Here is a 20,468-nt window from a genome sequence, read left to right on the forward strand (position 1 = left end):
TTCAAGTGGAAAGGTTTGCTGTGTGGTACGCAAAAATCGAGCCAGATTGCGGTGTTGCCGCGCCTTGCCGATATCGGCCCGCGCGTGGAGCGTCGCGCCGCGATTCAACCGGTATCCAGCCAGAAAGTCACCGGGCCGTCGTTCACCAGCTGGATCACCATATGGGCGCCGAAGCGCCCGGTTTCCACCCCCGGATGCGCGGTGCGTGCGAGTTCGAGCAGCCGCTCGAACCAGTGTCGGCCGTGCGCGGGTTCCGCTGCACTGGTGAAACTTGGCCGCATGCCGGAGCGGGTGTCGGCGGCCAGGGTGAACTGGCTGACCAGCAGCAGGCCACCACCGGTATCGGTGAGCGAGCGGTTCATCTTGCCGTTGTCGTCGGCGAACACGCGATAACCGAGCAGGCGTTGCAGCATCCGCTGCGCCTGTGCCTCGCCATCGCGCGGCTGCACCGCCACCAGTGCCAGCAGGCCGGGGCCGATCGCACCGACGGTTTCATCATCCACGGTGACGTTGGCGGACAGGACACGCTGAATCAGGGCAATCATGGACGCAGCTTAAAACCGCCGCGTGGCTGACGGAAGCACGTCGCGCCGAGAGGCGTTCGAACCGTGCTTCGACCGGCTCCCGTAAACTGCGCGGATGCGTGCCGACATGTACCTCATCTATCTCCTGCTGCGCCTGCTGGCGTTGCTGCCTCTGCGTGCATTGCACGGTATCGGCGGCGGGTTGGGCCATCTGTTGCTGTGGCGACGCGGCCGCATGGTGCGCAACACGGCGGTGAACCTGCGGATCGCGCGTCCCGAGCTGGACGACGCGGCGCAGTCGGTGCTGCTGCGTGAGGTGCTGGTGGAAAGCGGCAAGTCGGCCAGCGAAATCGTCAAGGTCTGGGGCGCCGGTGCCGAACGCGCGCTGGAGCTGGTGCGCGAGGTGCGCGGCGAGTCGTTGCTCGATGCCGCGCTGGCGGCGGGCAAGGGCGTGATCATCGCCGCACCGCACCTGGGTTGCTGGGAATTGCTGAATTACTGGCTGTGCCGCAGGACGCCGATGGCGATCCTGTACCGACCGCCGCGGATCGCCGCGATCGAGGGGCTGCTGCGCAAGGTGCGCGGCGCGCTGGCGCCGGCACAGGTGCGTGCCGATGGCGCCGGCGTGCGCACGCTGTACAAACGGTTGGCCGCGGGTGGCACCGTGGGCATCCTGCCGGATCAGAAGCCGCGTGCGGGCGAGGGCCAGGTCGCGCCGTTCTTCGGCCGCGAGGCGCTGACCATGGTGTTGCTGCCGCGGCTGGCTGCGCGCACGGGTGCGACCGTGCTGTTTGCGTTCGCCGAACGTCTGCCACGCGGCGCCGGTTACCGGATCCAGCTGTTGTCGGCACCGCAAGGTATTGACGACGCCAATCTGGAGCTTGCCTGCGCTGCGCTCAACCGCGGCGTACAGGACTGCGTGGAACTGGCCTTTGCGCAATATCAGTGGCAGTACAAACGGTATTCGGCCGATGGTCTGGTCAGCCCGTACGATCGCGAACAGGGTTAGCGACGCATCCCGCTACGGCGAGATCTTTTCCAGCCGACGCAGGAATACGGTCATTTCCTTCTCGGCCTGCTTGTCGCCGCGTCGCGCGGCGGCGGCGATACCGCTTTGCCAGGCTTCGGCGGCAGCCTGCGGTTGGCCAGCGTCGAGGCAGGCCTTGCCCAGCAGTTTCCAGGCGGCCGAATAGGCCGGATCGAAACCGACCGCGCGGCGCAGTTCGTCGACCGCTGCCTGAAATTCGCCATCGGCAAGCAGCGCATTGCCGAGCGAAAAGCGCAGCAGCGCACCATCGCGTGGCCCGTCGCACTGCTTGCGCAGGCTGGCGATCAGTCCGGCATTCATGGCTGCGGGCGATAGCGTCCGTCGCTGGTCGGGTAGACCCGGGTGGGCTGGGCCGGCTCCGGCGGCGTGTGGCCGGCGTGCAGGTCGGCCAGCGAAACGGCCGGCCAGACCACCAGCCACGAGGAGCGAAACGGCTGCACCAGCAGCGCATAACGCATGTCGTTGGCGTCCAGCTTTTCCGGGTGCGTCACGATCACCCCATCGGGGTGGCTGCGGGCATAGTCCTGCAGGGCCTGCTCACCGGACAGCTCGTCGATCGGGTGAGTCAGCCGGCCCTCGAAATGGAACTGGCCTTCGTAATTGCCCAGGTAGGCGATCGGGCGATTGGCCTGTTCGACGGCGCCGAGCAGGTGGGCGGTCGGGCGCAGGTCCCAGCGTGTCCACAGGGTCAGCGTGAACAGTGTATTGAGGGCGAGGGCGCCGACCAGTCCGGCCACCGCCAGGCGGCGCAGCTCGCCACGGCCACGCAACAGCAACAAGCCGCCCAGCAGCAGGAACACCACGCTGAAATAACGGCTGTACGGTGCGGCGGCATCCGGCCATTCGCCATGCAGATGATTGCCGGCGACCAGCAGCGGCAACGCGAACAGCACCATGGCAAACGCGATGCCGCCCACGCCCAGCGGCCAGGTACCGAGCCAGCCGTTGCCGGCCAGCGCGGGTCGGCGCTCGCGCAGCACGGCGATGGCGCCGGCCATCAGCAGCGCGATGCCGCCCATTTCCGGCAGCGGGTAATACAGCTGCTTGCCGCTGATCAGCGAAAACACGATGAAGCCCGGCACCAGCCAGCACAGAGCAAAGCGCAGGCCCGGCTCCAGCGGGCGCCGCAAACCGGCCACGGCTACCCATACACGCGGCCAGCCGCTGAACGGAAACAGCAGCAACGGCAACCACTGCAGATAGAACCAGATCGGCTCGGCATGGTTCTGCAGATCCTTGCCTTGGGACAGCTTGTCGAGCACGCGACCGGCAGTCTGGGTGAAGAACAGCCGTTGCCGGTACGCCTCGCCGCCGGAGAAGCCGGCGGGCAATGCCCAGGCCAGCAGCATCGCGCCACCGAGCAGCAGCGACAGCACGCCGCGACCGTACCAGCGCGCACGATGCTGGCGTGCCCAGTCACTCCACAGCGGGCCGAGCAGCCACGGAAAGATCACGTGCAACAGCATCACCGGCCCCTTGGTCAACAGGCCCAGGCCGATGCACAGCCCGAACAGCAGCCAGCGCGGTTCGGCCCGTTGCGTCTTCGGGGTCAGGCACAGCAGGGCGGCCAGCGTCCACAGGGCCAGCAACACGTCGTACATGATCTGCAGGCCGAACAGGAACGCATAGCCGAAGGCCAGCAGCATCCACGGCGCCGCCTTGGCCATCCACGGCCGGCTCGGAAACAGCCGCCGCGCCAACATCGACACCAGCACCAGCTGGGTGCCACCGATCAACACCTCGAGCACGCGCGGCCAGATGTCGTTGACGCCGAATGCGAACCAGCCGGCCTGGATCAGCCAGAACAGCAGTGGTGCCTTCTCACTGTACGGCTGGCCGTTGATGTGCGGCACCAGCCAGTGGCCCTGGTTCCACATTTCCCACGCTACCGCCAGGGTACGTGTGGAATACAGCGGCATCGGCCCGTGCGAAAAGATCGCCAGCAACGCCACCACCGTCCACAGTGGCAGCCACGGCCACACGGCGCGCAGTTGTTCGGTACGGCTATAGGGGCTCGATGACACGGGCGGACTCTTGGCGGATAGACGAGTGATTCTAGCCTGCCCAATGTGCGCGCAAGGCGACTGGGTGAATGATCCGCCGCATGCTCAGGCCGGGCCCCAGTAACCGATGCGGCGGCGGATCTTCAGCTTGCGCCACAGGTTCAGTGGTTTGCGGCGCCGATTGCGGGCGCCGGCAGCGATGAAGGTGTCGATCGCATCGAGCACACGTTCGCTGGAACGGCCGTCGCGATAGGGATGGATGGCCTCGGCGTAGTCGCGGATCGCCTGGAGCAGCTCCGGCGGGCGTGCCAGTGCGCGTTCGATCGCCGGCTCGAACTGCGCCGGGTCATCGATATCGATCAGCTGCGGTCCCGGTCGGCGGTTCTTGAACGTCACCACGGGCTTGCCGGTGAGCAGGAACTCATTCAATGCGGACGACGTGTCCGAACACATCAGGTCGACCTGCGGGAACAGTTCGAGGATGTTGTCGTTCTCGGCGAACGTGAGGTGTTCGTTCTGCAGCGCCTTGAACTTTGCGATCGTGTCCGGATGCATCTTCGGATGGAACGTCACGATCCAGCGCCAGCGGCCGTCGCGCGAGAGGCGCTTCACCTCGTCGTACAGCGTCTCCGCGGCGCTCCACGAGGGCGAGAAGGTGGAGTGATAGAGGATCACCGGTGGCCGGTGCACCGGCGGCAACGGGCCGATGATTTCCTTCATGAAGGGATCGAGCTTGGGAAAGCCGGTCTCGATCACGGCGAAGTGGCCGACGCGGTCCGCGATTTCCCTGAACTTGGTGGTGTCGCGTGGCCCGGTCGTGCAGTACAGATCGAAGAAACCGCGGACGTAGATGTGCCGCGGCTTGCCGGCATCGAAGCCGTGGAAGGTTTCCACCTTCACGCCGGGGAAGAAATGCGGCACCGCGTTGCTGGAGGTGATGACCGCGATCGGCTTCCAGGCGCGTACCTCGGCCACGCTGAGCAGGCGCTCGCCTTCGACCAGGTCCTCGGCGCCGGGGCCGTCGAAAAACCACGCCGCCTCGTCGCCACGGGCACGGATCGCTTCCTGCAGCGGGCGCAGGATGGCCAGCGCATAACGTTCGGAGCCGTACAGGAGGTAGTGCTTTTTGCTGTTCATCAGCGATCGATGCCGTGGTGGCTCAGGATGTGTGCCGCGCGCGCTACCGATTCCGGATTCTTGACCATTTCGTAATAGCGCATGCGCTTGTAGATCGCGTAGCTGGCGGCGGTATGCGCAATCATGAAACCGCGCCAGCCGTCCATGAACGCCAGCCGGAACAGGTAATCCTTGAGGAAGGCCAGCGCGAACACGAATGGCGCCTGCCACATCCGCACCGGCTTGCCCTTGTCCAGCCAGTCGCGGCATTTCAGCTCGGCATAGCGCAATACCTTCAACTGCTTGTGCGCCAGCGTGGGATTGTTGGTGTGGTTGAACGGCGCGCCCAGCGTCGGCGCGGTGCCGTCGAAGTGCAGCGATTCGTGCACCCGTGCATCGCTCCACCTCGCGCGGCCGCGGTGATACAGCCGAGCCATCTGCTCGCCGACGGCGGGGCGATACCAGCGCATCGGCGCGCCCATGTAGATCGTGCTGCGGCGCAAGTAGGCAGCCGGCGTGTTGCTGGCCATCAAGGCCGGCAACCGTTGCTGCAATTCCGTGGCGAGCTCCGGGGTGAGATATTCGTCCGCATCCAGCACCAGGATCCAGTCATGGCTGCACTGGGTGGTGGCGAAGTTGCGCTGCGGGCCGAAGCCGAGCCATGTTTGCCGCATCACCCGGGCGCCATGCGCCTGCGCGATTGCCACGGTGTCGTCATCGCTGCCGCTGTCGATCACCAGCTTCTCGGCCGCGAATGGCACGCTGTCGAGGCAGCGCGCGATGTTGTCGGCCTCGTTGTGGGTGATGACGGCGAGGGTCAGCGGGAGCGTGGGCATGCGCGGATTCTAGCCGAAGCCTCCCCACGTCCGCGGTCGCGCGTAGCCAAGGTCGCCGTGGTTTCGCCGCGTGGGTATGATGCATGCAGGGCTCTCGCCAGCGGAGCTTCAACATCTTGATGGCAAATACTGCTGGCATCCGGCAAAGGTCGGGGGAGTTGATCGTGCGCACAGGCAACGACATTGGCAGCGAGGCTGTCCTCGAACGGCCGCCGCCGACAACCGTGTGTCGCACCACGGTCGGCGAAAAACGTGCGGCCAAAGCCCACACCACTGCCTTCGCGGTCGTCATCACCAGCTACAACTATCGAGATTTCGTGGTCGAGGCGGTGGAGAGCGCGCTGGCGCAGAGTCGTCGGCCGGCCCAGGTCATCGTGGTCGACGACGGTTCCACTGACGGCTCGGATCGCTTGCTGCATGAGCGTTACGGCGGGGACGAGCGGATTACTCTGATCACCGGCGTCAATGGCGGTCAGCTCAGCGCGTTCCAGCGAGGGGTGAACGCGGCTGATGCGGAGGTGATCTGCTTCCTTGATTCCGACGACCGCTGGGAGCCGGAGTACCTGGCGCAACTTGGCGCGCTGTATGACGCGCGGGCGGATGTCGACTTCGTGTTTTCCGACCTGCAGTTGTTCGATCAGCAGGATCGGGTGATGCGTTTTCATCACAATGCGGTCGATCTCGGCTACACCGCGATCAGCACCTACGTGCTGACCCAATGGTATGGCGCACCTACTTCCGCGTTGTCGATGCGTGCGGCGTGGGCGCAACAGGCGCTGGACCTGCCCGAATCGTTCCAGCGTATCTGGCGGCTGTCAGCCGACAATTGCCTGGTTTTCGGCTGCAGCGTGCTCGGTGCGCACAAATACTATCTGCCGACCGGCTGCGTCGGCTATCGCATCCATGGCAAGAACGGCTGGTGGTCAAACCAGTCGGCGAAGATCGAATACACCAACAAGATGATGTCCAGCGCGTTGATCCGACATTACGCCCAACGGATCGGACTGGGACCGGAGTGCATCGAATTCAGCAAATTGGAATTTATGACCAAACCGCGTCCGCCGTGGAGGGAAACCAAGCGTTACGTGCGACTGGTGATGATGCGGAAAGTGTCGCCATGGCGGAACTGGGAGCGCGCGCTGACCGTTTTCCGCCGCGGCTGGAAACTGCGTGGATGAGTTCCGGCGTGCCTGACCCGGCATTGGCGATACGCATCAGCGTTGCCGTGATCACCTACAACTGGCCCGAGGCGCTGGAGCGCGTGCTCGCGGCGCTGGCGGCGCAGAGCGAGCTGCCGCACGAGGTGATCGTCACTGACGATGGCTCCGGTGCGGCCACACGCGAGCTGCTTGAGCGTATCGCGCCCGACTATCCGGTGCGTCTGGTGCATCTATGGCAGCCGGACGATGGTGCGCGCATGAGCCGGGCGCGCAATCGCGCGATCGCCGCCGCGCAAGGCGATTACGTCATCCTGCTCGATGGCGACATGGTGGCCGAACGGCATTTCATCGCCGACCATCGCGCCTTTGCGCGCCGCGGCTGTTTCGTGCAGGGTTCACGCGTGCTGACCGATGCCAGGCTGACCCGTCACATGCTGGAACAGGCGGCGTTCGTGCCGGGTTTTTTCAGCCGCGGCATCGAGCGCCGCCGGCATACGCTGCGCATGCCGTTGCTGGCGAATCTCTACGCCAGGCCGCACGTCCGCCGCCGTGGCATCAAGAGTTGCAACATGGCGTTCTGGCGCGACGACCTGCTACGCGTCAATGGTTTCAATGAGGCGATGACCGGCTGGGGCCGCGAGGATACCGAGCTGGCGGCGCGGGCGTTTCATGCGGGCCTGCTGCGGCGCGACCTGCGCTTCAGCGCGCTGGCGACGCATCTCTACCATCGCACCCGCAAGCACGTCGTCGACAATCCGAACGACCGGATCGTCGAGGATACGCGGGCACGCCAGTTGATCCGCTGCGAGCTTGGCCTCGACCAGCATCTGCCCGAATTCGCGGCAGCCCCGGCCGATTTGCGCTTCGCCGCGCCCGAACCGCGCCCGCCTTACAGCAACTGACGCAATGCTGCGTCCAGCCGGCTGGCGAAGGCCGCTTCGTTGGATACAAACCATGCCCGCGCCTGTTCGCCCAGCAAGGTGCGTTCGTTTTCGGGCATCGTCATCAGGCGCTCGATGGTCGCTTCGAGCGCGGCATCGTCGAAACGATACCGGGTAGCCAGATTGAACGGGCCGGTCTCGCTGGCCTTGACCAGCATGCCGCGCGTCGGGCTGACCAGCTCATTCATCGGTGGCGCATCGCAGGTGACCACGACGGCCTTGCAGCTCATTCCCTCGGCCAGGTAATGGCCCCAGCCTTCGGTTTCGGACAGGCACAAATGGAACACATGCGAATTCTGCAGCCGCCGGATTTCGCGGATATCGTTCAGATAGCCCACCCGGTGCTCGATATTGCCGGGGATCGGTTCGGCCAGGGAAGTTGCGGTACGGGGCGACTGCAGCACCACCAGCTTCGGCCACTCCGGATGGCGCCGCCACAGCGCAAGCAGCCGCTGCGTTCCCTTCATCTTGCTGGCGCCGGCCAGGTGCAGGAAGGCCGGCTGGCGCGGGATGTCCTGATCGAGACAATCGGTGCCGCGAAAACCGATATACAGTGCGCGGCAACCGTGTGCCCTGAACACTTCGCCGGCGTACTGCGTCTTGCACAGGATCGCGTCGAAGCGCTTCAGGTATTGCTGGCTGCGCGGTGACAGCCACTCCGGATTGGGCACCAGCAAGTTCAGCCGGGCCAGCCCGAACCAGGCGGGACGCACGTGTTCCAGCGCGATGTTCGCGTCGTACAGCGTGGCCCGGCGATTGCCGCGCCGCAGCCGCAGCCACCACATGCGCAATCGCAACAGGTGGCCTTTCCAGCGGCCATCCTGCCGATGTGGACCGAGCCGGGTCACATGCACCTCGTGGCCAAGCACGACCAGCGCATTGGACAGCAGCCGGATGTCATGGGTGAGTCCGCGTTGGTTGTCCCACGCGAGGAGGTTGATACGAGCCATGGCAGATCGACGTCAGCGAGTTGAGGCGTTGTGCAGCTGACGACCGATACTTACGGCCAGGCCCAGCACGAGAAAGAGATAGAGCGATTGTGGCATGGCTCGATAAAACACATTGTCGCTGAACGCGCATAGACCGTACATGCTGATCACCATCAAACCGGCGATCGCGGCCGTCGCCACCGGTTCGCTGGCGTGGTTGAGGTGACGTGCGAAAAAGTACGTCGGCGCAGCGAAGAACAGCAGCAGCACGAACAGGGCCGGCAGCCCACCGGCGGCCAATGATTCGAGGTATTCGCTGTGCGGATGCACGTAGCTGGCGATCGCCGGACTGGCGTGGCCGGCGGCGACCTGGGCGCGCGCATAGACGCCGAACTGATCCAGACCGATGCCGGCCAGCGGATGCTCGACAAAGGCATTCCATGCCGTGTGCCACATTTCCAGCCGCTCACGCACGGCGCCGGTTGCGTCATTCGGGCCGTAGGTGGCGATCTCGTGGGATACATCGGTCAGTCGATCGACCATTTCCCGGTGCAAGGTGGTGGTGATCGCCAGCATGCCGACGACGGTGATGGCGAACAGCAAAAGCATGCGGCGCCACTGACGGGAGCGCACGGCGTACCACAGCATCAGGCCCAGATAGACCGGGGCGAATGCCAGCAGCGGCCCGCGGCTCTGGGTCAGCACCGCACCATACAAGCCGATCACCACCGCCGCAACGTGCAACCATCGGTCGCTGCGGGCGGTGTCCGCGCGCAGCGCCTGCAGCATCGACAGCAACACCAGCACCAGTAGATACATCGCGAATTCGACCGCGGCCCAGTCGCCGCCATTGAGCCCGTAGGGACGATCGACACCCTGCACGTAGCGCTGGAACAGACTGGTTGCGCCAAGCACGATCGTGGTCAGGCTGAACCCGGTCGCGATGGCGCGCTGCTTCAGCGGCAGGCTGGATACCGCGGCGATCGCCAGAAACAGCAGGGTCTGCACGGGCAGGTCGAGCGTGGAAACATCGAGCCGGTGACCCAGGAAGTTGCCGAGGTCGTACACCAACCGCAACACGCATGCCGCCGCCACCGACCAGGCCAGGCGATAGCTGAGCCTGGATTCCGCCCGGGTGACCAGTATCACGATGCCAATCACGAACAGCACCGCCATCGGCGCAGCCTTGAGCCGGGAGGACACCGCAAAACACAGCGGCATGATCGCCAGCAGCAGCGAAACAACCCAGACTTGCCATGAAACCGGATGTGCGCGCACGTCATGTACCTGTCGAGCTGGCATGGAATCCCTTCTTGAATGCTACCGGGCCATCATGGTCGACATGGCTTGCGTGCGGCGCAATTGTAACGTGGACGTTCATTTCGTTCGCATATTGGCGGTGTGAATATAAGCCTTCCGCGTTCGCCGCAACTGGACTATAAGGCGTCGTCGGCCGTTTCGTCCGCGTTGCCGTCGGGGACACACCCGGGCACCACGGCATCGGCCTTGAACATCCACCACTCCCGGCGATTGGCGTGACCGACATAGGTCGCGTGATGTCGATCCACGCAGCGGCCCATCGCTTCGTCGAGGCTGAAGATCCAGCGCTGCGCCGGGGCCTGCTGCTGCCACGCGACGGCATCGGCATATTGCTGCGGCCATGGCTTGAGGAAGCCGAACTCGGCGACCGGTCCCTGCGCCATCAGCAGGTTCTGCTCCTTCCAGGCAAGCAGGCCGATCGTCGCGTCCGGCCCGGCGACGGCGCGTGCCTGCAGCATCACGTCGCGCGCCGAGCGATCGCCGTTGAGCATCGGATAGCCCCACAGGCCATACAGACCCCACAGCACGCTGGCGAATAGCAGCCAGCCGAGCGGTGCGCGACGTACCCGGGTCAACGCGATGACGATGAGGCCGGCCACGCCGATGCTCAGCAGTATCCACCAGATCTGCGGGTCCAGGCTTTGCTCGATGCGGATGGCCCAGGCCGGATGCCGATGCAGCGCCAGCGCGGCAGTGACGGTCAGCGTGCCAGCCAGCAGCAAGGTCAACGCAAACACCGCGATGCGTACGCCGCGCCGACGCAGCAGACCGGGCAGCAGCGGCGCCAGTGCCAGCGCGGCCATCGGCAGTGCCGGCAGGATGTAGACGTCGCGCTTGCCCGGGCTGAACGAGAAGAACAGCAACACCAGCACGATCCAGCCCAGCGGCAGCAGGAACCGCGCGTCATGTCTTTTCAGGCGGCGCCACCATGCCGGCAGGACCCATGGCAACAGCAGCGACAAAGGCAGCCAGTCGACCACGATGATGCCGAGGAAGTAGAACGGCGAGTGGATGTGTCCGGTCGGTGTGGCATAGCGGTGCACGGTCTGCCCGAACAGGATGTTCTGCACGTATTCGGCGTGCTGCGGGTCACCGTCGGCATGGGCGACCAGCAGCATCGGCAGCAGCCAGCCCAGGATCGGCACGAAGAACAGCGCCAGTCCGCCGGCCCAGCGCCAGCCGCCGCTGGGCAGCGCCAGCTGGCGCCAGTGGCCACGGCGCGCCACGAAGTAAGGCACCAGCATCAGCAGCGCCAGCACGCCGACGCCCTTGGTCGCCACGCCGACGCCGGCAAAGAAGCAACCCGCGGCGAACCAGCGCCACGACGGGCCCTGCAGCAGATGGCGCAGCAGGCCGTAGTTGGCCAGCGTGATCCAGCCCAGCAGCAACGGATCGATCTGCGCGTTGCGCATTTGGTAGGTGAAATGGATGGTCAGCAGCAGAGTGGCCGCGGCCAGCAGCGCGCTGCGGTGGTTCCACAACCGGCGCGCCAGGTCGTAGACCAGTGCCAGTGCGGTCAGCGCCGCGGCCAGCGAGGGCAGCAGGAACGCCACTCGCCAGCTGCCAGTGACCAGGTAAGCCAGCGCCTGCAGCCACATGAACACCGGCGGTTTGTCCGGGTACAACTCGTGGCCGCGATGCGGGAACAACCACTGGCCGTGTTCGACCATCCATCGCGCGACCAGGGCGAAGCGCGGTTCATCGGACGGCCACGGATCGCGCAGGCCGATGCCGAGCCCGAGCAGCAGCAAGGCAAACACGCCAAACAGGAGCAGTTCCGCGCGGGCGCTGCGCAGCCACAACGGGCGCGCGTGGGAAAGTGGTGCGCAGGGCTTCACGGTCAGGGGACTTCCGTCAGCGGTGGTCGATGAGGTCAAGCATAGCCCGACGGGTGAGCGTGGTCCGCGCGTCGGCGCCGCGAACCGGGTGCCGCGTGCGATGGACAGATCACGTTTGCTTCTGCACCACCGCGTAGTACATGCCGTCAAGGTCGCCGTCGCCGGGCAGGATCTGCCAGCCGATCGCGGCAGCCTGTCCGACCGGCAGCGTGAAGGCCACGGCGTGCGCGTCGGCATGCGCCGCGAGCAGCTCCGCAACGATGGCTTCATTCTCCGCGCGCAGCACCGAGCAGGTGATGTAGACCAGTCGCCCGCCCGGTGCCAGCAGCGGCCACAGCGCGGACAGGATGCGTCGTTGCTGCTGCTGCATGGTGGCAATGTCGCTTTCGCGCCGGTGCAGTCGCACATCAGGCCGTCGGCGCAGCACGCCTGTGGCCGAGCAGGGCGCGTCGATCAGGATGCGGTCGAACGATTGTCCCTTCCACCAGCCGGCCGGCGCGCCGGCGTCGCCGATCACCAGCTTGGCGTTCAGTCGCAAGCGCATCAGGTTCTGCCGGATGCGTTCGGCACGCGGGGCATCCACCTCGAGTGCAGTCAGGTCGATGTCGGCGCGTTCAAGCAGGTGACAGGCCTTGCCGCCGGGCGCGGCGCAGGCATCGAGCACGCGCAGGCCATCGTGGAGATCGGCCAGATCGGCGGCCACCTGCGCGGAGCCATCCTGCACGGCGAACCAGCCGTCTTCGAAGCCGGGCATGCGGGTGATGTCGTTGCTGTGCGGCAGCACCAGGGCGTCGCGCAGCCACGGATGCGCCGTCGCCGCATAGCCGGCGGCCTGCAGTTGTTCGGTCAACGCCGCACGTTCGCTGCGCTGGCGATTGACGCGCAGCATCAACGGCGGCTCGTGATTGTCGGCGGCCATCACCCCCTCGGCTTGTGCCGGCCAGTCGCGCTGCAGCGCCGCGGCCAGCCATGCCGGATGCGCATGGCGGGTCTGCGGCTTGGCATCGAGTTGAGCGGTCAGGGTCTCGCGTTCGCGCTGCCAGCGGCGCAGCACGGCATTGACCAGCCCGGCCAGCTGCGGTCGCTGCAAAGCGCGTACCGCCTCGACCGTGGCGGCCACGGCCGCGTAGTCCTGCAGCTCGAGAATTTCCAGTTGCACCAGCCCCAGCACCAGCAATGCATGGATCGCTGGATCCTTGTGCCGCAGGGATTTCTCCAGCAACCCGTCGATGGCGGCATCGAAGCGAAGCCACCAGCGCGCACCCTCGCTGAGCAGGGCCATCAGCAAGGCGCGGTCGCGCGGATCGGACAGGCGCGGCGCGTAACGCTCCATCACATCGCGCAGCGAGGCGCCTCGCAGGGCGATTTCGGCGAGTCCCTTGGCGGCGAGTGCGCGGGCATCGGCTTTCGTCGGACCGGACTTCATTGGAGCGGCCTTCATCGAAGCTGGCGCAGCTCGGGCCGGGCGTTGAGGTAATCGACCGCACCGATGCGCTTGCCGCCGGCCCGCTGCAAGGCAGTAACGCGCAGTGCGCCGTCGCCACAGGCCAGGTCGATGCCATCGCGGCCGGTGGCCAGCACGCTGCCGGGTGCAGCGCGGTGATCAATCGCGATGGCGTGCGCCGCCCAGATCCGCAAGAGTTCGCCGGCGATCTCGCCTTCGGCCACCGGCCACGGGTCGAACGCACGCACCTGGCGTTCCAGTTCTGACGCGGGGCGGCTGAAATCGAGCTTCGCCTCGGCCTTGTCCAGCTTGTGCGCGTAAGTAACGCCATCTTCCGGCTGAGGCGTGGCGGCGAGCTGCTCGCCGGACAGCGTGCGGCGCAGGCCCTCGGTCAGCACCTCGGCGCCCAGTGCGGCAAGGCGATCGTGCAGTGAGCCGCCGGTGTCTTCGCGGGCAATCGGCGTGCGCCGCTGCAGTAGTACCGGACCGGTGTCCAGGCCCGCTTCCATCTGCATCAGGTCGACACCGCTCTCACTGTCGCCTGCGAAAATGGCCCGCTGGATCGGCGCCGCGCCGCGCCAGCGCGGCAGCAGACTGGCGTGCACGTTCCAGCAGCCAAGCCGCGGAACGGCGAGCACCTTGCGCGGCAGGATCAAGCCGTAGGCAACCACCACCAGCAGGTCCGGCCGGTACGCGGCGAGCGCCTGCTGAGCCTCGGCGGATTTCAGCGATTCGGGTTGCTCGACCGCGATGCCGGCCGCCAGCGCCGCCTGCTTGACCGGGCTGGGCGTGAGCTTGCGACCGCGACCGGCGGGGCGATCGGGTTGGGTGTAGACGGCCACCACCTCGGCGCCGCTGGTACGGCAGGCCTCCAGGCAGGGCACGGCAAATTCCGGGGTACCGGCGAAAACCAGCCGCAGGCCTGGGCTATTCAAGCACTCGCCGCCTGCTTGCGTTGCTTGTCGAGTCGCTTCAGCAGCAGCGCGCGTTTCAGAGACGACAGGTAGTCGACGAATACCTTGCCTTCCAGATGATCCATCTCGTGCTGGATGCAGACGGCCAGCGGGCCTTCGGCCTCGACGATGATCTCGTTGCCGTCGACGTCCTGCGCCCTCACTTTCACGCTCAGCGCCCGGGTAACGTCGGCATACAGACCGGGGAACGACAGACAGCCTTCCTGATAGACCTGCGAGCCCTCCTTCTCGAGGATCTGCGCATTGATCAATGCCAGCGGCTGCTTGCGGTCATCGCTCATGTCGGCGACCAGCACGCGCTGGTGCACGTTGACCTGGGTCGCGGCCAGACCGACGCCGTTGGCGGCGTACATGGTCTCGAACAGGTCGGCGACGAACTGCTTGAGCTGCGCGTCAAACGTGCGAACCGGCTCGGCGCGAGTGCGCAGCCGGGGGTCGGGAAATTCGAGGATGGGCAGTAGGGACATGAAGTTCACCTTGGCGCCGGAACTGCGGGCGGTTTGGTAAAAAGCCACCCCCGGTGCGATCTAGAATGTGCATCATTGTACGTCGCCAAGCACGCGAGCGCAGACGATTTTTGCCAACTCGCACCTGTTGCGTGCATTAACCATTCGGTTACACTCGACCGAGCATCTGGGGAAGGGGGATTCCCACCAATGATCAAGAAAATTATCGTGTTGCTGGCCGGCATGCTGGTCACCGTGGCTGTCTATGCAGCCGGCGCACAACTGCGGGCCGATCACCCCGACAGCTACACCGTGCGGCGGGGTGACACCCTGTGGGACATCTCCGCCAAGTTCCTGTCCAAGCCGTGGCTGTGGCCGGAGATCTGGCAGGCCAATCCCCAGGTACGCAACCCGCACCTGATCTACCCCGGCGACGTGCTCAACCTGTCCTTCATCAATGGCCCGCGCCTGCGTCTGCAGCCGCAAGTGCATCCCGAAGGCGATGCGGTGACTGCGATTCCGTTGTCCGAGCTGAAGATGTTCCTCAAGGACATGCGGGTGATGGATTCGAACGCGGTGAGGTCCGCGCCATACGTGGTTGGCCTCGAAGAGGCGCGTCTGCGCGGCGCGGTCGGCCAGAACATCTATGTGCGCGGCCTGCAAGGCGCGCCAGGCCAGCGCTGGGCGATCGTGCGGCCCAGTCACGTGTTTCGCGGCTTCGAACAGCAGGATCCGAACGACGCTGAGAACGACATCGCCGCCCACGACCTGGACAGCAATGCCGCCATGGTCAACGCGCCATGGAGCGAGAATTCCCGCAACGACGGTCATTACGGCAAGGGCGACGACCTGGGTGTCGAAGTCAGCGTGATTGGCACTGCCGAGACGCTGCGCATGGGCGATCCGTCCACGTTGCTGTTGCTCAACTCGACGCAGGAAATCCGCAGCGGCGACCGCATCATGCCGGTCGATGACTCGCCGTACGACGCGTTCTATTACCCGCATGCACCGAAGGCGGTGCCGGCCAATGCCCATGTGAACGGGTTTGCCGATGCGATGGATGCGGCTGGTTCGCGCCAGGTGGTGATGCTGTCGATCGGCGCCAAGGACGGGGTCGACAACGGCCAGACGTTCACGATCTACGAGCCGGGCGAGACCATTCATGACGACGTGGCCAGCAACAGCTGGCGGCGCGGCGTGGGCAAGACAGTCACCTTGCCGGACGAATACGTCGGCCACGTGATGGTGTTCCGTACCTTCGACCGGGTCAGCTACGGCCTGATCATGGATGGCTTGCGCCCGGTACACATCGGCGGCCGTCTGCGCATGCCGGAATAAACCAGGCACCGCCGATATCGGCATCTGCCTACAGTACGGCGCGGCCATCACCGCGCCGTTTCTGTTTGCGCTAGCTCCGTAAACTGCAACCCATGCACATGGACGACATCGATGAACTGCGCGCATGGTTGATCGCACTGCGCACGCCGGGCCTCGGTCCCGGCGGCTTGCGCGAGCGGCTGGATGCGGCCAATGGCGACATCGCAAGGGTGCTGGGGCGATTGCAGCGACATGCGGCGCCGCTGGGCGAGCCAGCGCAGGCCTGGCTGGCCCGGCCCGACGAGGCGCAATTGGACGCCGACCTGGCATGGCTGGCCGAGCCGAACCACCGATTGCTGCGTTGTACGGAGGCGGATTTTCCGCCGCAGCTGGAACACATCCCGCAGCCGCCCGCCGTGCTGTTTGCCGTGGGCGACCCCAGCCTGCTGCTGTACCCGCAGGTGGCGATTGTTGGTGCGCGCGGCGCGAGTGCGAGCGGGCTGGCGCATGCCCGCGCGTTTGCGCGGGCACTGGCGCAGGCAGGCTTCGCGATCACCAGCGGCCTGGCCGATGGCATCGACGGTGCCGCCCATGCAGCGGCGCTGGATGTCGGCGCTGCGACCCTGGCGGTGATCGGCACCGGTCCGGATCGGGTCTATCCGCGCAAACATCATGCGTTGGCCCAGCGAATCGCCGCGCATGGCGTGCTGGTGAGCGAATTTCCGCCCGGCACCGCCGCGCGCGCCGACCATTTCCCGCGGCGCAACCGGATCATCGCCGGCCTTGCGCTCGGCACGTTGGTGATCGAGGCGGGCCTGCGCTCGGGTTCACTGATCACTGCCCGGCTGGCTGGCGAACAGGGCCGCGAAGTATTCGCGTTGCCCGGCTCCATCCACAATCCGTTGGCCCACGGCTGCCATCGCCTGATCCGTGATGGTGCGCGACTGGTGGAGAGCGCGGCGGAGATTATCGAGACATTGGCGCCGGCAGCGCGCATGCTTGGTGGTGAGCTGGCTGCCCGATTGCGCGGGGAGGTCGGCATCGAGGCGACTCGACAGCCGCCTGCTGACGGCGCCGCGGACAGTTCGTTCGCTCATTCAGACGGGCGTGAAGATTCCAGACAGGATCGGGTTTTGAGCGAACTTGGCCATGAGCCGGCGACGTTGGACGAACTTGTGCGACGTACCGGGCAGTCGACCGCCGTGCTGTCTTCGACGCTGCTGATGCTGGAGCTGGACGCCAGGATCGAGAGCTTGCCGGGCAACCGCTATCAGCGATTGCCCGACGCTCGCTGATCCGATGCGCTGCCATCGGCGCGCGCCATTTGCCGGCCCGGGCTTGACAGCCGCTGGCGTGGCATGGTTTCAACTATATATATGTCCGGCACGGAAGCGCCGGTGGTTCACTCGCGGAAATCCAGTTTCATGGCAAAAAACCTGCTTATCGTCGAATCACCGGCCAAGGCCAAGACGATCAACAAATACCTCGGCAAGGACTTCCATGTTCTCGCCTCCTACGGTCACGTGCGTGACCTGAAGCCGAAGGAGGGCGCGGTCGACACCGAGCACGGTTTCACCATGGCCTACGAGGTGATCGAGCGCAACGAGAAGCACGTCGACGCGATCGCCAAGGCCGCCAAGTTGGCCGACGACATCTATCTCGCGACCGATTTGGATCGCGAAGGCGAGGCGATCAGCTGGCACATCAGCGAGATCCTGAAGGAGCGCGGCCTCACCGAGGGCAAGCGCATGCATCGGGTGGTGTTTTCCGAGATCACGCCAAAGGCGATCAAGGCCGCAGTGGCGGCCCCGCGCCAGCTGTCGCACGATCTGGTCGACGCGCAGCAGGCGCGCCGTGCGCTGGATTATCTGGTCGGTTTCAACCTGTCGCCGGTGCTGTGGCGCAAGGTGCAACGCGGGCTGTCCGCCGGCCGCGTGCAATCGCCGGCACTGCGCATGATCGTCGAGCGCGAGGACGAGATCGAGGCATTCAAGGCGCGTGAATACTGGACCATCGAGGCCCAGATGAAGCACGCCGATGGCGATTTCACGGCGCGTCTCTCCAAGCTCAACGGCAAGAAATTCGAGCAGTTCGACCTCGTCAACGAGACCGATGCGCAGGCCGCCCGTGAGGCGTTGAAACAGGCTGCGCGCGGACGCCTGACTGTCAGCGACGTCGGCTCGAAGGAGCGCAAGCGCCGTCCGGCCGCGCCGTTCACCACCTCCACCTTGCAGCAGGAGGCCGCGCGCAAGCTGGGCTTCACCACCAGCCGCACGATGAAGGTGGCGCAGGGCTTGTACGAAGGCGTGGCACTCGGCGACGAGGGCAACGTCGGCCTGATCACCTACATGCGTACCGATTCCACCATGCTCGGCGACGATGCCGTGGCCGAGTTGCGCCAGCTGATCGCCCGCGACTTCGGTGGCCATGCACTGCCGGACGCGCCGCAGGTCTACAAGACCAAATCGAAGAACGCGCAGGAAGCGCATGAGGCGGTCCGCCCGACCTCGGCGATGTATACGCCGAAATCGGTCGCTGCCTACCTCAACGACGACCAGCGCAAACTCTACGAGCTGATCTGGAAGCGCACGGTCGCCTGTCAGATGGTCCACGCCACGCTGAACACCGTCTCGGTGGAATTCGCGCTGCGCGATGTCGCCGGTGGCGACGCCTCGTTCCGTGCCAGCGGCACCACCGTGATCGATCCGGGCTTCCTCGCCGTCTATGAGGAAGGCAGCGACCAGAAAAAGGCGGACGATGACGACGAGGGTCGTCGCCTGCCGCGGATGGCCGTGGGCGAGCAGATCCCGCTGCACGAGATCGCCGCCGACCAGCACTTCACCGAGCCACCGCCGCGCTATTCCGAGGCGAGCCTGGTCAAGGCGCTGGAAGAGCACGGCATCGGCCGCCCGTCGACCTACGCCAGCATCATCCAGGTGCTGCAGAACCGCGAGTACGTCTTCCTCGACAGCCGGCGCTTCAAGCCCAGCGATGTCGGCCGCGCGGTCAGCAAGTTTCTCACCGCGCATTTCACCCGCTATGTCGACTACGACTTCACCGCCAAGATGGAGGACGAACTCGATGCCGTCAGCCGTGGCGAGGAAGCCTGGGTGCCGTTGATGGAGCGCTTCTGGCTGCCGTTCAAGCAGCAGGTGGACGAGAAGACCGAATCGGTCGATCGCAACGAGGCCACCGGCGCGCGCGACCTGGGCATCGATCCGAAGACCGGCAAGCCGGTGTCGGTGCGACTGGGCCGCTACGGGCCGTTCGCGCAGATAGGCACCAAGGAAGACGAGGACAAGCCTGCCTTTGCCAGTCTGCGCACCGGCCAGAGCATGCACACGATCTCGCTGGCCGACGCGCTGGAGCTGTTCAAGCTGCCGCGCAAGCTCGGACAGGCGGAGAACGGCGATGAGGTCAGCGTCGGTGTCGGCCGCTTCGGGCCGTTCGTGAAGCAGGGCAGCACCTATGCCTCGCTGAAACCGGAGGACGACCCGTACACGATCGAGCTGCCGCGCGCGCTGCAGATCGTGGCCGAAAAACTGGAGATGCTGGCGAACCGGCTGATCCTCGATTTCGGCAACGGCGTGCAGGTACTCAACGGCCGCTACGGGGCCTACATCACCGACGGCGAAAAGAACGCGCGGATCCCGAAGGAGCAGGAGCCGAAGGAGCTGACCGAAAAGCAGTGCCTCGAACTGCTTGCGGCGGCGCCGGTGCGCAAGGGTCGCTTCGGCAAGAAGGGAGCGACCAAGAAGGCCGCCACGAAGAAAGCGGCGCCGGCCAAGAAAGCGGCCGTGAAGAAAACCGCCACCAAGAAGAGTGCCGTCAAGAAGACTGCAGCGAAGAAAACCACGAAGAAGGCCGCCGCGAAAAAGCCGGTGGTGAAGAAAACGGCAAGCAGGAACGTCGAGGCTTGAATGCTTCGACGCTTTGCCCTCGCTGAGGCTGACGCCGCCGCCGCGCTGATGCACGCGGGCGGTGTACTCGCCTATCCGACCGAGGCCGTGTTCGGCCTGGGTTGTGATCCGCATGACCACGCAGCGTTCGAGCGCCTGTTCGCACTCAAGCAGCGTCCGCCGGCACAGGGGGTGCTGTTGATCGCCGCCGAGTTCGCCCAGGTCGAGCGTTATATCGAGCTTGCCGATGTGCCCGGCGAAGTCCTGCAGCAGGTGCGCGCCAGCTGGCCTGGCCCGTACACCTGGATTTTTCCGCGCTCGGCGGAGGTGCCGGCGTGGATCGCCGGCGCGCATGCCGGCATCGCGCTGCGGGTTACCGCCCACGAACCCGCCGCTGCCCTGTGTCGCGCGTTCGGCGGTGCGCTGGTGTCGACGAGTGCGAACCCGCACGGCCAGCCGCCGGCGCGCGAGGCACAGATCGTTGCGGATTATTTCGGCGACGCGCTGGATGGCCTGCTGGATGCCCCACTGGGTGGCCAGAGCCACCCCACGGTGATTCGCGATGCGTTGTCGGGCGCTATCATCCGCGCCTGAGCGGCAGCGGGGACGCGTCGGGACGTTGCTCCCCACGGGCTCCGTGACGTACTGCGGGCAGCAGCCTTTGCCATTCACG

General features: G+C 65.8%; 18 protein-coding genes. 7 read left to right on the forward strand and 11 right to left on the reverse strand.

Features of this window, described 5'->3' with window-relative positions; translation table 11 throughout:
* Positions 1–104 precede the first annotated feature (104 nt).
* Positions 105–545, reverse strand: a complete 441-nt coding sequence (dtd, locus tag EAH75_RS15505; protein WP_140648632.1) for a D-aminoacyl-tRNA deacylase — start codon at positions 543–545, stop codon at positions 105–107.
* 94 nt (positions 546–639) lie between these two features.
* Between dtd and EAH75_RS15510 the strand changes: the two genes are divergently transcribed.
* Positions 640–1,533 (forward strand): lipid A biosynthesis acyltransferase, encoded by an 894-nt coding sequence (locus EAH75_RS15510; RefSeq protein WP_140648633.1) that lies wholly within the window; start codon positions 640–642, stop codon positions 1,531–1,533.
* A gap of 12 nt (positions 1,534–1,545) precedes the next feature.
* Here EAH75_RS15510 and EAH75_RS15515 read toward each other — a convergent pair whose 3' ends face one another.
* From EAH75_RS15515 to EAH75_RS15530, 4 genes are all read right to left on the reverse strand, one after another.
* Positions 1,546–1,872, reverse strand: coding sequence for a tetratricopeptide repeat protein (locus tag EAH75_RS15515; protein WP_140648634.1), 327 nt, complete (start codon positions 1,870–1,872; stop codon positions 1,546–1,548).
* Positions 1,869–3,596, reverse strand: coding sequence for an ArnT family glycosyltransferase (locus tag EAH75_RS15520; RefSeq protein ID WP_140806098.1), 1,728 nt, complete (start codon positions 3,594–3,596; stop codon positions 1,869–1,871). The genes EAH75_RS15515 and EAH75_RS15520 overlap by 4 nt, the downstream gene beginning before the upstream one ends.
* Before the next feature lie 84 nt (positions 3,597–3,680).
* Positions 3,681–4,712, reverse strand: coding sequence for a CDP-glycerol glycerophosphotransferase family protein (locus EAH75_RS15525; RefSeq protein ID WP_140648636.1), 1,032 nt, complete (start codon positions 4,710–4,712; stop codon positions 3,681–3,683).
* Positions 4,712–5,527 carry a glycosyltransferase family 2 protein gene (locus EAH75_RS15530; protein WP_140648637.1) on the reverse strand — a complete coding sequence of 272 codons (816 nt, stop codon included), beginning with the start codon at positions 5,525–5,527 and terminating at the stop codon, positions 4,712–4,714. Before EAH75_RS15530 ends, EAH75_RS15525 begins: the two co-directional genes overlap by 1 nt.
* A gap of 164 nt (positions 5,528–5,691) precedes the next feature.
* Here EAH75_RS15530 and EAH75_RS15535 point away from each other — a divergent pair, with 164 nt between their 5' ends.
* Positions 5,692–6,705, forward strand: coding sequence for a glycosyltransferase family 2 protein (locus tag EAH75_RS15535; RefSeq protein WP_240046126.1), 1,014 nt, complete (start codon positions 5,692–5,694; stop codon positions 6,703–6,705).
* A gap of 29 nt (positions 6,706–6,734) precedes the next feature.
* Positions 6,735–7,589 (forward strand): glycosyltransferase family 2 protein, encoded by an 855-nt coding sequence (locus tag EAH75_RS15540; protein WP_140806143.1) that lies wholly within the window; start codon positions 6,735–6,737, stop codon positions 7,587–7,589.
* Here the strand turns inward: EAH75_RS15540 and EAH75_RS15545 are convergent.
* From EAH75_RS15545 to def, 6 genes are all read right to left on the reverse strand, one after another.
* The gene (locus tag EAH75_RS15545; RefSeq protein ID WP_140648639.1) at positions 7,577–8,578 is read right to left on the reverse strand and encodes a glycosyltransferase family 4 protein; all 1,002 of its coding nucleotides are present in this window, start codon (positions 8,576–8,578) and stop codon (positions 7,577–7,579) included. The two genes, EAH75_RS15540 and EAH75_RS15545, sit on opposite strands and share 13 nt — an antisense overlap.
* A 12-nt stretch (positions 8,579–8,590) precedes the next feature.
* Positions 8,591–9,859: an O-antigen ligase family protein gene (locus tag EAH75_RS15550; protein ID WP_240046127.1), complete on the reverse strand. Its 1,269-nt coding sequence runs from the start codon at positions 9,857–9,859 to the stop codon at positions 8,591–8,593.
* A gap of 134 nt (positions 9,860–9,993) precedes the next feature.
* A complete protein-coding gene (locus tag EAH75_RS15555) occupies positions 9,994–11,715 on the reverse strand; it encodes an ArnT family glycosyltransferase (protein ID WP_140648640.1) in 1,722 nt (573 codons plus the stop codon).
* A 109-nt stretch (positions 11,716–11,824) separates the two neighbouring features.
* The gene (gene rsmB / locus EAH75_RS15560) at positions 11,825–13,141 is read right to left on the reverse strand and encodes a 16S rRNA (cytosine(967)-C(5))-methyltransferase RsmB (protein WP_140648641.1); all 1,317 of its coding nucleotides are present in this window, start codon (positions 13,139–13,141) and stop codon (positions 11,825–11,827) included.
* Positions 13,142–13,152: 11 nt separating this feature from the next.
* Positions 13,153–14,094 (reverse strand): methionyl-tRNA formyltransferase, encoded by a 942-nt coding sequence (gene fmt / locus EAH75_RS15565; protein WP_140648642.1) that lies wholly within the window; start codon positions 14,092–14,094, stop codon positions 13,153–13,155.
* Entirely contained in the window at positions 14,091–14,600 is a 510-nt protein-coding gene (gene def, locus EAH75_RS15570) for a peptide deformylase (RefSeq protein ID WP_140648643.1), read from the reverse strand. The genes fmt and def overlap by 4 nt, the downstream gene beginning before the upstream one ends.
* A gap of 189 nt (positions 14,601–14,789) precedes the next feature.
* Here def and EAH75_RS15575 point away from each other — a divergent pair, with 189 nt between their 5' ends.
* The 4 genes from EAH75_RS15575 (at position 14,790) to EAH75_RS15590 (ending at position 20,389) form a co-directional block, all read left to right on the forward strand.
* On the forward strand, positions 14,790–15,917 hold the full coding sequence (locus tag EAH75_RS15575; RefSeq protein ID WP_140648644.1) for a LysM peptidoglycan-binding domain-containing protein: 1,128 nt from the start codon (positions 14,790–14,792) through the stop codon (positions 15,915–15,917).
* Positions 15,918–16,009: 92 nt separating this feature from the next.
* Positions 16,010–17,191, forward strand: a complete 1,182-nt coding sequence (gene dprA / locus EAH75_RS15580; RefSeq protein ID WP_140806100.1) for a DNA-processing protein DprA — start codon at positions 16,010–16,012, stop codon at positions 17,189–17,191.
* A 129-nt stretch (positions 17,192–17,320) separates the two neighbouring features.
* Positions 17,321–19,816, forward strand: a complete 2,496-nt coding sequence (locus tag EAH75_RS15585; RefSeq protein WP_140806102.1) for a DNA topoisomerase I — start codon at positions 17,321–17,323, stop codon at positions 19,814–19,816.
* Positions 19,817–20,389, forward strand: coding sequence for an L-threonylcarbamoyladenylate synthase (locus EAH75_RS15590; RefSeq protein WP_140648647.1), 573 nt, complete (start codon positions 19,817–19,819; stop codon positions 20,387–20,389).
* Positions 20,390–20,468 lie beyond the last annotated feature (79 nt).

It is taken from the genome of Rhodanobacter glycinis (assembly GCF_006438785.1).
Classification (GTDB): Bacteria; Pseudomonadota; Gammaproteobacteria; order Xanthomonadales; family Rhodanobacteraceae; genus Rhodanobacter; species Rhodanobacter glycinis_A.